This is a genomic window from Methylobacterium sp. E-066 (genome assembly GCF_022829635.1).
Taxonomy (GTDB): domain Bacteria; phylum Pseudomonadota; class Alphaproteobacteria; order Rhizobiales; family Beijerinckiaceae; genus Methylobacterium.
The window spans coordinates 75,922-89,509 of the sequence record NZ_JAKSYO010000150.1; the positions used below are offsets into that span (position 1 = coordinate 75,922).

At 69.6% G+C, this 13,588-nt stretch carries 12 protein-coding genes; 6 read left to right on the forward strand and 6 right to left on the reverse strand.

Going from position 1 to position 13,588, the window contains the following annotated elements; genetic code table 11:
- Positions 1-86 precede the first annotated feature (86 nt).
- The 6 genes from rnr to MKL20_RS33050 all read left to right on the forward strand — a co-directional run bounded on the left by rnr (position 87) and on the right by MKL20_RS33050 (position 5,417).
- Entirely contained in the window at positions 87-2,408 is a 2,322-nt protein-coding gene (rnr, locus tag MKL20_RS20980) for a ribonuclease R (protein WP_244038296.1), read from the forward strand.
- A gap of 23 nt (positions 2,409-2,431) precedes the next feature.
- Complete coding sequence (locus tag MKL20_RS20985) at positions 2,432-2,902, forward strand: DUF983 domain-containing protein (RefSeq protein ID WP_243963455.1); 471 nt, start codon at positions 2,432-2,434, stop codon at positions 2,900-2,902.
- Entirely contained in the window at positions 2,853-3,602 is a 750-nt protein-coding gene (locus tag MKL20_RS20990; RefSeq protein ID WP_244038297.1) for an NUDIX hydrolase, read from the forward strand. Before MKL20_RS20985 ends, MKL20_RS20990 begins: the two co-directional genes overlap by 50 nt.
- The gene (locus MKL20_RS20995) at positions 3,599-4,789 is read left to right on the forward strand and encodes an MFS transporter (RefSeq protein ID WP_244038298.1); all 1,191 of its coding nucleotides are present in this window, start codon (positions 3,599-3,601) and stop codon (positions 4,787-4,789) included. Before MKL20_RS20990 ends, MKL20_RS20995 begins: the two co-directional genes overlap by 4 nt.
- Positions 4,790-4,895: 106 nt before the next feature.
- Positions 4,896-5,063: a 50S ribosomal protein L33 gene (gene rpmG / locus MKL20_RS21000; RefSeq protein ID WP_007565747.1), complete on the forward strand. Its 168-nt coding sequence runs from the start codon at positions 4,896-4,898 to the stop codon at positions 5,061-5,063.
- Between the two features lie 225 nt (positions 5,064-5,288).
- On the forward strand, positions 5,289-5,417 hold the full coding sequence (locus tag MKL20_RS33050; protein WP_279594898.1) for a hypothetical protein: 129 nt from the start codon (positions 5,289-5,291) through the stop codon (positions 5,415-5,417).
- A 7-nt stretch (positions 5,418-5,424) separates the two neighbouring features.
- Here the strand turns inward: MKL20_RS33050 and MKL20_RS21005 are convergent, their stop codons facing one another.
- From MKL20_RS21005 to MKL20_RS21030, 6 genes are all read right to left on the reverse strand, one after another.
- Positions 5,425-6,348: a LysR family transcriptional regulator gene (locus MKL20_RS21005; RefSeq protein WP_244038299.1), complete on the reverse strand. Its 924-nt coding sequence runs from the start codon at positions 6,346-6,348 to the stop codon at positions 5,425-5,427.
- Positions 6,349-6,431: 83 nt separating this feature from the next.
- Complete coding sequence (locus MKL20_RS21010) at positions 6,432-8,093, reverse strand: OFA family MFS transporter (protein WP_244038300.1); 1,662 nt, start codon at positions 8,091-8,093, stop codon at positions 6,432-6,434.
- Between the two features lie 135 nt (positions 8,094-8,228).
- On the reverse strand, positions 8,229-8,522 hold the full coding sequence (locus tag MKL20_RS21015) for a formate dehydrogenase subunit delta (protein WP_244038301.1): 294 nt from the start codon (positions 8,520-8,522) through the stop codon (positions 8,229-8,231).
- Between the two features lie 4 nt (positions 8,523-8,526).
- Positions 8,527-11,388 (reverse strand): formate dehydrogenase subunit alpha, encoded by a 2,862-nt coding sequence (gene fdhF, locus MKL20_RS21020; RefSeq protein WP_244038302.1) that lies wholly within the window; start codon positions 11,386-11,388, stop codon positions 8,527-8,529.
- Between the two features lie 10 nt (positions 11,389-11,398).
- Positions 11,399-12,958 (reverse strand): formate dehydrogenase beta subunit, encoded by a 1,560-nt coding sequence (locus MKL20_RS21025; RefSeq protein WP_244038303.1) that lies wholly within the window; start codon positions 12,956-12,958, stop codon positions 11,399-11,401.
- Positions 12,955-13,440: a formate dehydrogenase subunit gamma gene (locus MKL20_RS21030; RefSeq protein WP_244038304.1), complete on the reverse strand. Its 486-nt coding sequence runs from the start codon at positions 13,438-13,440 to the stop codon at positions 12,955-12,957. Before MKL20_RS21030 ends, MKL20_RS21025 begins: the two co-directional genes overlap by 4 nt.
- Positions 13,441-13,588: the final 148 nt, after the last annotated feature.

Below are 13,588 nucleotides of genomic sequence, written 5' to 3' on the forward strand. Positions count from 1 at the left end.
CCATCTTGCAGTGACGAGACCGAATCAGCGGTCCGGCGCCCGATCGCGGGCGCACGCCTTTTTCGAGAACCGTCCGGCACCACCTTTTGGCACCACGCATCAGCGCAGAGGCGGCCGAACCCGCCGCTCCCCCGCCCTTCCCCACCCGCGAGCAGATCCTCGCCTTCGTGGCGGAGGCGACCGAACCCGTCGGCAAGCGGGAGATCGCCAAGGCGTTCGGCATCAAGGGCGCCGCCAAGATCGACCTGAAACGCATCCTCAAGGAGATCGAGGAGGACGGCGCCGTCGATCGCGGGCGCGGCGGCCTCGCGGCCGCGGGCCGTCTGCCGCCGGTGGTGCTGACCGATATCCGCTCGCGCGACCGGCACGGCGACTTCCTGGCGATCCCGGTGGAGTGGGCCGGCACCGGCAAGCCGCCCTCCATCGTGCTCACGCAAAGTCGCGGGCCGCGCAAGGGCAACCGGCCGGCCGCCGGGATCGGCGACCGGGCCCTGGTCCGGGTCGAACGGGACGCCGAGGGCGGCTATACCGGCCGGGTCATCAAGGTCATCGGCAAGAACAAGGCTGAGATCATCGGCGTCTACCGGGCCGGCGCGCAGGGCGGCCGGATCGTGCCCGTGGAGAAGCGCTCGCAAGGGCGCGAAATCCTGATCCCGCCCGGCGAGGAGGGTCAGGCCCGGGACGGCGACCTCGTCAGCGTGTCGCTGGAGCGCGAGACACGCTTCGGCCTGCCGCGGGGGCGCGTCCGGGAGCGGCTCGGCTCGCTCGGTTCCGAGAAGGCCGTGAGCCTGATCGCGCTCCACCTGCACAACATCCCGCACGTTTTTTCAGACCCGACCCTGGCGGAGGCCGACGCCGCCGCACCCGCCTCGCTCAAAGGCCGCGAGGATTGGCGCGACCGCCCGCTGCTGACCATCGACCCGCCCGACGCCAAGGACCACGACGACGCCGTGATGGCCGAGGCCGATCCCGACCCGGCCAATCCGGGCGGCTTCATCGTCACCGTCGCCATCGCGGATGTCGCGGCTTACGTCCGCCCCGGTTCGAGCCTCGACCGCGAGGCGCTGGAGCGGGGCAACTCGGTCTACTTCCCCGATCGCGTCGTGCCGATGCTGCCGGAGCGGATCTCGAACGATCTCTGCTCCCTGCGCGAGGGCGAGGACCGCCCGGCCATCGCGGTCCGGATGGTGATCGCCGCCGACGGCGTGAAGCGGCGCCACACGTTCCACCGGGTGATGATGCGCTCGCGCGCCAAGCTCGCCTACGCGCAGGCGCAAGCCGCCATCGACGGCCAGCCGGACGCCACCACCGGGCCGCTGCTGGAGACGGTCCTGAATCCGCTCTGGACGGCCTACGCCGCCCTGCGCGAGGCGCGCGACCGCCGCGGCCCGTTGGCCCTCGACCTGCCTGAGCGCAAGGTGCTGCTGTCGCCCGAGGGCGCGGTCGACCGGGTGATCGTGCCGGAGCGCCTCGACGCGCACCGGCTGATCGAGGAGTTCATGATCCAGGCCAACGTCGCCGCGGCCGAGACCCTGGAGGCGGCCAAGCAGGTGCTGATCTACCGGGTCCACGACGAGCCGGCGCAGGAGAAGATGCAGGCGCTCGGCGAGGTTCTGGCCTCGGTCGGGATCAAGCTGCCCAAGGAAGGCGCGCTGCGCCCCGCCCTGTTCAACCGCATCCTCGGATCGGTGGCGGGCAGCGAGCACGCGACCTTCATCAACGAGGTGGTGCTGCGCTCCCAGGCGCAGGCGGTCTACGCCGCCGAGAATCTCGGCCATTTCGGGCTGAACCTGCGCCGCTACGCGCATTTCACCTCGCCGATCCGGCGCTACGCCGACCTGATCGTGCACCGGGCGCTGATCACCGCCTGCCGCCTCGGCTCCGACGGCCTGCCGCCGGAGGTGTCCCTGGGCGAACTCGCGCAGGTCGGCGAACAGATCTCGGCGGCCGAACGCCGCGCCATGGCAGCCGAGCGCGAGACCATCGACCGGCTGATCGCCCACCATCTGGTCGACCGGATCGGCGCAACCTTCGCGGGGCAGATCGCGGGCGTCACCCGGTCGGGCCTGTTCATCAAGCTCGACGAGACCGGGGCGGACGGGTTCGTGCCGATCTCGCAGCTCGGCGCCGACTATTTCCGCCACGAGGAGGCCCGCCACGCCCTGGTGGGCGAGCGCAGCGGCGAGACCTTCCGGCTCGGCGACCGGGTCGAGGTCCGCCTGGTGGAGGCCGCGCCCGTGGCCGGCGCGCTCCGCTTCGAGCTGCTCAGCGAGGGCAAGACCCGCGCCGGGTCTGGCAAGGATGGCGGCGGCCGGAAGCCCGGCGGCCGCCCGTTCAAGGCGGCGGCGTCGGGGCGTCCGCCTGGCATCCGCAACGCCGGTACGCGCCATCGCGGCTCGCGCCGGTGACCCGGCCGGTGTAGACCCTGGACATGGCCACCGACGCGATTCCCGTGCGCACCCGCCTGATCCCCGCGATGGCGCGCGGCTTCATCGGTCGCTGTCCGCATTGCGGCCAGGGCCGGATCTTCGGGCGCTTCCTCAAGGTGCGGCCGGAATGCGATGCCTGCGGCCTCGAACTGCACCACCACCGGGCCGACGACCTGCCGCCCTACGCGGTGATCTTCATCGTCGGCCACATCGTCGGCTACCTGATCCTAGAGACCGAGACCAATTACGACGTCCCGCTCTGGGTCGAGATGGGCATCTGGCCGGTCTTTACGCTGCTCTTCGCCCTCGCGCTGCTCCAGCCGGTCAAGGGCGCGGTCGTCGGGTTGCAATATGCCCTTGGCATGCAAGGCTTCGCCACGTTACCGCGGGGCCGCCCCGTCTCGGGGTTGAAGGAGACGCGCCTTGCCGCAGCCGGAGCCGCAGCAGGAATCCGAGATCCCGACCAGCCTTGAGCCGAAGCCGTCACCGGCGCGCCTGCGCCCGCGGGACGCCGCGACCCTGATCGTGCTCGACCGGCGCGGCAAAGGCGGCCCGAAGGTCCTGATGGGCCGGCGGAACCCGAAACTCGCGTTCATGCCGGGGCAGTTCGTGTTCCCAGGCGGCCGGATCGAGCTCGGCGACCGCCACATGCCGGTGGCCGGCGCCCTGCCCGACTACGCCGAGGCCGCGCTGACCCGGCAGGTCTCCCGGCCGCCGCACCATCTCGGCCGGGCGCTGGCGCTCGCCGCCATCCGGGAAACCTATGAGGAGACCGGCCTGTTGCTGGGTACGACCGAGCACGGCGCCCCCGAGACCACGCCGGAGGGCTGGGAAGGCTTTGCCCGGCACGGAATCCTGCCGGACCTGGAGGCGCTGCATCTGGTTGCCCGGGCGATCACGCCGCCCAAGCGCGTGCGCCGGTTCGACACGCGTTTCTTCGCCATCGACCGCCGCCTGGTCGCGGCCGAGGAGCCGGGCCGGGTGAGCCCGGACTCCGAATTCACCGAGCTTGCCTGGGTCCGCCTCGACGCGGCGCGCAAGCTCGACCTGCCGTTCATCACCCGGGCCGTCCTCGACGATCTCGAGGCGCAGATCGCCGTCGATTTCGCGCCGTACCGGATGATCCCCTTCCATTACGAGCGCTACGGGCGCCGCGAACGGGTCGCCTTGTGAATGTGTCCGAGAGGCCGGACCGGATCGTCGCGCCAAGCGGGATCGGGCCGGACACCGTGGCGGCGATCACCGCCGCCATCGCCTGCGTCACCGTCGTCGGGATCGGGCTGAGCCTGTCGATCCCGCTCCTGTCGATCGAGATGGAGCGACGCGGCGCATCGAGCACCGTGATCGGGCTCAACACCGCGATCGCGGGTGTTGCCAGCATCTGCACGGTGCCGTTCGTGCCGCGGCTGGCGTCGCGGATCGGCGTCGCACGGCTCCTGTGCCTGGCGCTGATCGTGGGGGCAGTGAGCCTCGCGGCCTTCCCGATGGTTCCGGGCATCGCCCTGTGGTTCCCCCTGCGCTTCGTGTTCTCGATGACGCTCGGCGCGCTGTTCGTGCTCTCCGAGTATTGGATCAACGCGGCAGCCCCGCCGGAGCGGCGCGGCCTGGTGATGGGCATCTACGCCACCGTGCTGGCCGCCGGCTTCGCGGTCGGCCCGGCCCTGCTGGCGCTGGTCGGAACCGAGGGCTTGGCGCCCTACCTGACCGGCGCAGCCCTGATGCTGGCCGGCGGCCTGCCGATCGTCCTCGCCCGCGGGCTGTCGCCGACGATCGAGCACGGCTCCGGCCGCAGCATCCTCGCCTATCTGCGCCTCGCACCCGGGGCGCTGCTCGCCGCCCTCGCCTACGGGGCGGTGGAGACCGGGATCTTCGCGATCCTGCCGCTCTACGGGCTGCGCCTCGGCTACGACGCGCAAGGGGCAGCTGGCCTCGTCAGCCTGATCGCGCTGGGCAACGTGCTGTTCCAGATCCCGTTCGGCTGGCTCGCCGACCGCTTCGACCGGCACGCGGTGCTCCTCGGCGCGGGCCTCGGCGGCGCCGCGGGCTCGGCCCTGATCCCGCTGGCCTCCGGTTCGCCGGTGGCCCTCGGCCTCATCCTGTTCCTGTGGGGCGGCATCGCCGGCACGCTCTACACGGTCGGCCTGACCACCTTGGGCGACCGGGTTCCGGCCACCGATCTCGCGGGCGCCAACGCCGCCTTTGTGGTGCTGTACAATGTCGGCCTGATGCTGGGGCCGCCCGTGATCGGCGGCGGCCTCGACCTCGTGCCGCCGCACGGCTTCGCCTGGGCGCTGCTCGCCCTGTTCCTGGCCTTCTCGTTGAGCCTGGCCACGATGGAGCGATCCGCCCCCCGGTCTTGACCTGACCGACCCGATCGGGCATTGACCCGCCCGTATTCGGCCGGGCTTTCCCGGCCATTTGCGTTTCGCTCACGCGGAATGCCGCACCCTGCAGGAGCGCCGCGCCATGGCCAAGGCCGTCACCGTCAAGATCAAGCTCATCTCCACCGCCGACACCGGCTATTTCTACGTCACCAAGAAGAACTCCCGCACGCAGACCGAGAAGCTGACGATGCGCAAGTACGACCCGGTGGCGCGCAAGCACGTCGAGTTCAAGGAAACCAAGATCAAGTAAGGCAAGATCGAGAAGGTTTGAGGCCGCCCTCAGGCCTCAGCCGATCCGAAGAGCCGCTCCGGGGACGGGGCGGCTTTTTCTATGTGCGCACCGATCCGTCCTCCGGTGGTCGGCCCCAGCCCAGTGCCACGCCGTAGTGTCGCCGCGATTCGGGCGCTGCCTGACGCTGCGCCGGGATCCGCATCCCCCCGCATTGGCCGGACCGGTCATTGGAGCGCGCACACGATGTCGAAAATGCTGCTGACGATGGTGATCGTCCTGGCGGTTCTCGCGGCCCGCATCGTCCTCAAGCTGCCGCTGCTGCCCTATCGGGCGGTTCGCGGCCTCTGGCGGAGCCTGTCGGCTCCGGCCTGAACACGGCTCACGCGCCCGGCACCGCCGCCCCGGACAGTTCGGGATCGAGCGTCCGCGCCAGGGTCCGGGCGATGGCGACGAGGGCGGTCACCATCGGGGTCGAGGGTTCGCGCCGCGGGGCGACGAGCCCGATCGTGTGCTCCAGGTCCGGCGCGGTGATCGGGATCGCCCGCACCCCCGCCATCGGCCCGAGAGCGTCGACCAGGATCTCCGGCATGATCGAGGCCCAGCGCAGGCTGCGCACATGGGTCATCAGCACGATCATCGAATTCGATTCGAGCGTCGCGACCGGCTCCGCGCCCGATTCGCGGATCTGCTGATCGATGATCCGCCGGTTCTGCATGTTCGGGGTCAGCAGGCAGAGCGGCAAGCGGCCGGTCTCGGCCCAGGTGACGCTGCTGCGGCCGTCGAACGGGCCGCCATCGGCCGTCACCAAGCGATAGCGCTCCCGGTAGAGCGGCACCGAGACGACCCGGCCGAGGGGCTCGTTGTCGAGGTAGGTCAGGCCGGCATCGGCCTCCAGGTTCTCGATCAGCGAGAAGATGTCGGCCGAGGCCGCGGATTCGACCGTCAGCCGCACGTCCGGGTGGCGCTCGCCATACGGGGTGGTCAGGCTCACGATCATCGGCAGGGCCGTGGGGATCGCGGCGATGCGCAGGTGCCCGGTCAGACCCCGGCGCAGGCCGGTGACCTCCTCGTGCATCGCCCGCGCGTCGGCCACGATGCGGCGCGCCCATTCGAGGACCCGCTCACCCTCCGGGGTGAAGCCCTGGAAGCGCGAGCCGCGCAGCACGAGCTGCACGCCGAAGCGGTTCTCCAGCTGCTTCACGCCGGCCGAGAGGGTCTGCTGCGTCACCCCGCAGGTCTCGGCGGCGTGGCCGAAATGCTGCTCGCGGGCGAGCGCGAGCAGGAAATCCAGCTTGTCGATCACGGGGGCATTCCGAACGACTCATGCCGCCACGCGGTGGCATGCCAGAACGTAATCACCCGCCCGTCCGGCCACAACAGGCCAGCTCAGCGGAACAGGATGAACGCCTTCGACAGGGTGATGCCGATCCCCCAGAGGATCGGGATGCCGACCACCGCCCAGGCCAGCGCGGCCCCGGCGCTGAACCCGCCCCGGCCGATGCCGAACGAGCCCGAGGCGCGCACGGAGGCGGCTCCGGCCCGGGCATCGAGGGCGGCGCGCTCGGACTCGGACATGAACCAGCGGCCGGCCAGCGGCCGGATCAGCAGGTTGCAGACGAACCCGGCGGCCAGGAACGCCGCCAGCACGTACATCGTCCGCCCGTAGAGATCCGCCCCCTGCACCCCGGCGGCGGCCTGGGCCTCGCGGATCTTGGTGACCACGAACGGCCCGACGATGCCGGCGGTCGACCAGGCGGTGAGCAGGCGGCCGTGGATCGCGCCGACGAACTGCGTGCCGAACACGTCGGCGAGGTAGGCGGGGATCGTCGCGAAGCCGCCGCCATACATCGACAGGATCACGCAGAAGAACGCGACGAACAGTGCCTGCGAGCCGATCCCGGCGGCCCAGGGCGCGGCGGCGTAGAGCACGCCGCCCAGCGCGAAGAAGATCGCGTAGGTGAGCTTGCGGCCGATCCGGTCCGACATCGAGGCCCAGAAGAACCGGCCCAGGATGTTGAACAGCGACAACAGGCCGACGAAGCCGGCCGCGATCGCGGCGATCTGGGCCTTCTGGCCGGCATCGAGGGCGGAGAAGCCGGTGCCGGGCAGCCCGATCAGGGCGCCGCCGAAGATTTCCTGGAGCATCGGCGAGGCGAGCGCGAGGACGCCGATGCCGGCCGAGACGTTGAGGCAGAGCACCAGCCAGATCATCCAGAACTGGAAGGTCTTGTGCGCATCCCGCAAATGGACGTGGCCCGAGGCGATCATGGCGTTCTTGGCCGCCGGTTGCGTCCAGCCGTCCGGCTTCCAGCCCGCCGGCGGGACCCGGTAGCCGAAGGCGCCGCCCAGCATGAACACGATGTAGCCGAGCCCCATCACGGCCAGCGTCTGCCAGACGCCGACGGACTCGGCGCTGCGGAAGGTCTTGATCAGGCCGTCGGCGAGCGGCGAGCCGATCATCGCGCCGCCGCCAAAACCCATGATCGCCATGCCGGTGGCCATGCCGCGCCGGTCGGGGAACCATTTGATGAGCGTCGAGACCGGGGAGATGTAGCCGAGCCCCAGCCCGATGCCGCCGATCAGGCCCATGCCGAGCCAGATCAGCCAGAGCTGATGGAGATAGACGCCGAGCGCACCGATCAGGAAACCGCCGCCCCAGCACAGGGCGGCCGCGATGCCGGCCTTGCGCGGCCCGGCCCGCTCCAGCCAGCCGCCGAACACGGCGGCCGAGAGGCCGAGCATGACGATCCCGATCGAGAAGACGATGACGAGGTCGCTGACCCGCCAGTCGCAGGTGGTGGTGAACAGGGCCGTGATCACGCCCATGTCGGGGCAGGCGGCGGGGGCGGGCTGGCCGACGGAGAGTGCCCGGCTCAGCGGCAGCCAGAACACCGACAGCCCGTAGGACATGCCGATGCAGAGATGGATCGCCAGGGCCGCGGGCGGGACCAGCCAGCGATTGAAGCCCGGTTTGGCGACGATGCGTTCACGGGACAACCAGCCGTGAGCGCTCCCGGACGCGACCGCGCCCGCTAGTTCTGAATGCATCGCGACTCCTCCGGGCCGACTCTCTTGAGCGAGTCTTGCCACGGCGCAATCTTAACCATTCCGGCTGCCGGGTGCCAGCACGCGGAAACATCTGGCGCGCGATCCAGATCTTGGTTCGACTGCGGGGCGCCCGGATCAGCCGGCGTCGCTGGCGCCCTCGCCGAGCTTCTGCGGATCGCGGGTCGCCGGGCGCACCGGGCTCTCGGCCTGGGGCACAGCGCCACGCAGGGCCCGCTGCACCAGGCTGTCGGCCCGGTCGCCCATCTCCGGCAGGGCGGCCTCGAGCTTCGAGACCATCTTGGGCGTCCAGAAGGCCGTGATGTGCTTGTGCACCCCGGCCACCGCCTCGTCTTCCGGGTAGGACCGGAAGAACGTGGCGATCTGGTTCGCCATCCGGAGGAGCTTGTCCTCCTGGGTCTGCGCGCTCATCGGCTCACTCCGCCGCGTCGAGGCGCTGGGCAATGCGCGTCAGCGAGAAATCCTCCTCGTAGAACTTCGCCTGCCAGTCGGACGGCCGGTTGGTCCGCCGGACCTGCACCGCCGTCACCTTGTATTCGGGGCAGTTGGTCGCCCAGTCCGAATAGTCGGTGGTGATGACGTTGGCGCCGGTCTTGGCGTGGTGGAACGTGGTGTAGACCACGCCCGGCTGCATTCGCTCCGAGACCTTGGCCTTCAGGGCGATGTCGCCGGACCGGCTCTCCAGCGAGACCAGATCACCGTCGACCACGCCGCGCAGCTCCGCGTCGAACGGGTGGATCTCCAGCACGTCCTCCTCGTGCCAGCGCGAGTTCTCGGTGCGCCGGGTCTGCGCGCCGACATTGTACTGGGACAGGATCCGGCCCGTGGTCAGGATCAGCGGGAACTTCGCCCCCGTCCGCTCCTCGGTGGCCACGAACTCGGTGATCATGAACCGGCCCTTGCCGCGGACGAAGCGGTCGACGTGCATCATCGGCGTGCCGAGCGGCGCCTTCTCGTTGCAGGGCCACTGCACCGAGCCCAGCTCGTCGAGCTTGGCGTAGGACACGCCGGTGAAGCTCGGGGTCAGGCCCGCGATCTCGTCCATGATCTCGGACGGGTGGCTGTATTCCATCTTGTAGCCCAGCGCGTTCGAGAGCAGCACCGTGCCCTCCCAGTCACCGTAGCCGCCCATCGGGGGCATCACTTTGCGCACGCGGGAGATGCGGCGCTCGGCGTTGGTGAAGGTGCCGTCCTTCTCCAGGAACGAAGCGCCCGGCAGGAAGACGTGGGCGTATTTGGCGGTCTCGTTCAGGAACAGGTCCTGGATGACGATGCATTCCATCGCCTTCAGGCCGGAGGTGACGTGGTGCGTGTCGGGATCCGACTGCGCGATGTCCTCGCCCTGGATGTACAGGCCCTTGAACGCGCCATCGACGGCCTCGTCCAGCATGTTGGTGATGCGCAGGCCCGGCGCGCCGTCGAGCTTGGCGCCCCAGAGGGCCTCGAAGCTCTCGCGGGTGGCGTCGTCCGAGACGTGGCGGTAGCCGGTGAACTCGTGCGGGAACGAGCCCATGTCGCAGGAGCCCTGGACGTTGTTCTGGCCGCGCAGCGGGTTCACGCCGGCGCCGAGCTTGCCGATGTTGCCGGTGGCCATGGCGATGTTGGCCATGCCCATCACCATGGTCGAGCCCTGGCTGTGCTCGGTGACGCCGAGGCCGTAATAGATGCCGGCCGCGCCGCCCGTGGCGTAGAGCCGGGCCGCCGCGCGGACCTCGGCCGGGTCGAGGCCGGTGAAGGTCTGCTGCGCCTCGGGGGAGTGGCGCTCTTCGGCGATGAACCGGGCCCAGGTCTCGAACTCGGCGAGATCGCAGCGCTCGCGGACATAGGCTTCGTCGATCAGCCCTTCGGTGACGATGACGTGCGCCAGCGAATTGATGAAGGCGACGTTGGAGCCGGGCTTCAGCGGCAGATGGTAATCGGCCTTGATGTGGGGCGACTTCACCAGGTCGATCTTGCGCGGATCCGCAACGATCAGCTTCGCCCCTTGCCGGAGGCGCTTCTTCATCCGCGAGCCGAAGACCGGATGGCCGTCGGTCGGGTTGGCGCCGATCACCAGGATCACGTCGGACTGCTCGACCGACTTGAAGTCCTGGGTGCCGGCCGAGGTGCCGAGCGTCGACATCAGGCCGTAGCCGGTGGGCGAATGGCAGACGCGGGCGCAGGTATCGACGTTGTTGTTGCCGAAGGCGGCGCGCACGAGCTTCTGGACGAGGTAGGCCTCCTCGTTGGTGCAGCGCGACGAGGTGATGCCGCCGACCGAATCCTTGCCGTAGGTCGCCTGGATCCGCTTGAACTCCGAGGCCGCGTGGCTGATCGCCTCCTCCCAAGAAACCTCGCGCCACGGATCCGTGATCTTGGCGCGGATCATCGGCTTGGTGATGCGGTCCTTGTGGGTGGCGTAGCCGTAGGCGAAGCGGCCCTTGACGCAGCTATGGCCCTCGTTGGCCTTGCCGCCCTTATACGGCACCATGCGGACGACGCGGGTGCCCTGCATCTCGGCCTTGAACGAGCAGCCGACGCCGCAATAGGCGCAGGTCGTCACCTCGGCGTGCTCGGGCTGGCCGAATTCGTGGATCGACTTTTCCTGCAACGTGGCCGTCGGGCAGGCCTGCACGCAGGCGCCGCAGGAGACGCACTCGGACTCCATGAAGTTGGTCGGGCCTGCCGCCACGCGGCTGTCGAAGCCGCGGCCCGCGATGGTCAGCGCGAAGGTGCCCTGCACCTCCTCGCAAGCGCGGACGCAGCGATTGCAGACGATGCACTTCGACGGATCGTAGGTGAAATACGGGTTCGACTCGTCCTTCGGCAGGTACTTTTCCGCCGTCGGCACGACGTGGTTGTCGCCCTCGTAGCCGTAGCGGACGTCGCGCAGGCCGACCACGCCGGCCATGTCCTGCAATTCGCAATCGCCGTTGGCGGCGCAGGTCAGGCAGGTCAGCGGGTGATCGGAGATGTAGAGCTCCATCACGCCCTTGCGGAGCTTGGCGAGCTTGTCGGTCTGCGTGCGCACGACCATGCCGTTCTCGGCCGGCGTGGTGCAGGAAGCCGGCGTGCCGCGCCGCCCTTCGATCTCCACGAGACAGAGGCGGCAGGAGCCGAACGGCTCCAGGCTGTCGGTGGCGCACAGCTTCGGGATCTGCGTGCCGGCATGCATCGCCGCCGCCATCACGGAGGTGCCGGCCGGAACCGTCACGTCCATGCCGTCGATCGTCAGGGTGACGGTCTGCTCCGCGACGCGGATCGGCGTGCCGTAGTCGATCTCTTTGATGAGGGCCATGGAAGCCTCCTCACTCGGCCGCGGCAGGCAGCGAGCCCGCGCGGACAAAATCCTCGGGGAAATGGGTGATCGCGCTCATCACGGGCATCGGCGTCAGCCCGCCCATGGCGCAGAGCGACCCATCGGTCATGACCTCGCAGAGGTCTTCGATCAGCTTGAGGTTCGTCTCCGGCCGGATGCCGGCGATGACCTTGTCCATGGTCTCGACGCCACGGGTCGCGCCGATGCGGCAGGGGGTGCACTTGCCGCAGGATTCGGTGGCGCAGAACTCGAAGGCGAAGCGGGCCTGAGAGGCCATGTCGACGGTGTCGTCGAACACCACGATGCCGCCATGGCCGACGAGGCCCTTCTTGGCCGCCATCGCCTCGTAATCGAGGGGCGTGTCGAGCAGGTGATCGGGGAAGTAGGCGCCCAGCGGCCCGCCGACCTGTACGGCCCGCACCGGCCTCCCTGAGCGGGTGCCGCCGCCGTAATCCTCGATCACCTCGCGGAGCGTCACCCCGAAGGCGAGTTCGATCAGGCCGCCATGCTTGATGTTGCCGGCGAGCTGGATCGGCAGGGTGCCGAGCGAGCGGCCCATGCCGTAATCGGCGTAGGCCCCGGCGCCGTTCTCGAGGATCCACGGCACGGCCGTGAAGGTCATGACGTTGTTGACCAGCGTCGGCTTGCCCAAAAAGCCCTTGAGCGCCGGAATCGGGGGCTTCGCCCGCACGATGCCGCGCTTGCCCTCCAGGCTCTCCAGCAGCGAGGTCTCCTCGCCGCAGATATAGGCGCCCGCCCCGAGCCGGACTTCCAGATGGAAGGTCTTGCCCGAGCCGAGGATGTCGTTCCCGAGGACGCCGGCCTCGATGCCGTTGGCGATCGCTTCCTTCAAGGTCGCGAAGGCCTGCGGGTATTCGGAGCGCAGGTAGATGTAGCCGCGGGTCGAACCGGTGGCGACGGCCGCGATGGTCATGCCCTCGATGAGGTTGAAGGGGTCGCCCTCCATCATCATCCGGTCGGCGAAGGTGCCGGAATCGCCCTCGTCGGCATTGCAGACGACGTATTTCTGATCCGCGGCGGCGAGCATCACCGTGTTCCACTTGATGCCGGCCGGGAAGCCTGCGCCGCCGCGGCCACGCAGGCCGGAATCGCGCACCGCCGCGACGATGCCCTCGGCGTCGAGCTTCAGCGCGGCCTCGAGCCCGCGATAGCCGCCATGGGCGCGGTAATCCGCCACCGAGACCGGATCGATCACGCCGCAACGGTGGAAGGTCAGGCGCTGCTGCCGGGCGAGGAACGGGATTTTTTCCGGGTCACCGAGGCGCAAATCATGCTCGCCGCCGGTGGCAAGGCCGGCATCGAGCAGGGCGTCGACATCCGCGACCTTGACCGGCCCGTAGGCGATCCGGCCCTCAGACGTAGCGACTTCGACCATCGGCTCCAGCCAGAACAGGCCGCGCGAGCCGGTACGCACGATGGTCACGTCGAGGCCGCGGCGCTCGGCGCCCGCGAACAGGGCCCGGGCGACCTTGTTGGCGCCGAGGCCGAGGGCCACGGCGTCCCGGGGGACGTAAAGGGTGACGCTCACTGGCGGGTCTCCCGCTTGGTTTCGGCCAGCGCCTCGTCGAGGGCGTCGGCGGTCAGGTGGGCCACCGGCTCGCCGTCGATGAGGGCCGCGGGGCCGTTGGCGCAGAGGCCGAGGCAGTAGACCGGCTCGACCGTGGCGCTGCCATCGGCGGTGGTCTCGTGCCAGTCGCAGCCGAGGCGGCCCAAAATCTCGCGGTGGAGCTTGTCCGAGCCCATGGCCTGACAGGCCTCGGCCCGGCACAGCTTCACCTCGTGGCGGCCGGCCGGATGAGCACGGAAGTCATGGTAGAAGGTGATGCAGCCATGCACCTCGGCGCGCGACAGGTTCAGCGCGTCGGCGATGAGCGGCACGGCGCCGCCATCGACGTACCCGAAGGTCGCCTGCAACGCGTGCAGGATCGGCAGCGTCGCGCCTTCGAGATGGGTGTGCTCAGCAATGATCCCGGTCGCGCGTTCCGCACTCCAGGGCTCGTGACCCGCCATGGTTTCCAGCCCAGTCTGTTCTTCTTCTAATGCGAAGTGGAACAGAAATGCCGAACCCCATCAATGGCGCAGTCCGGTCGGCCGACAAAGGATCTCTGTTGACCTGTCACCCGTGCGATGGTCGCCGGCGGATAACGCGATAAGTCTT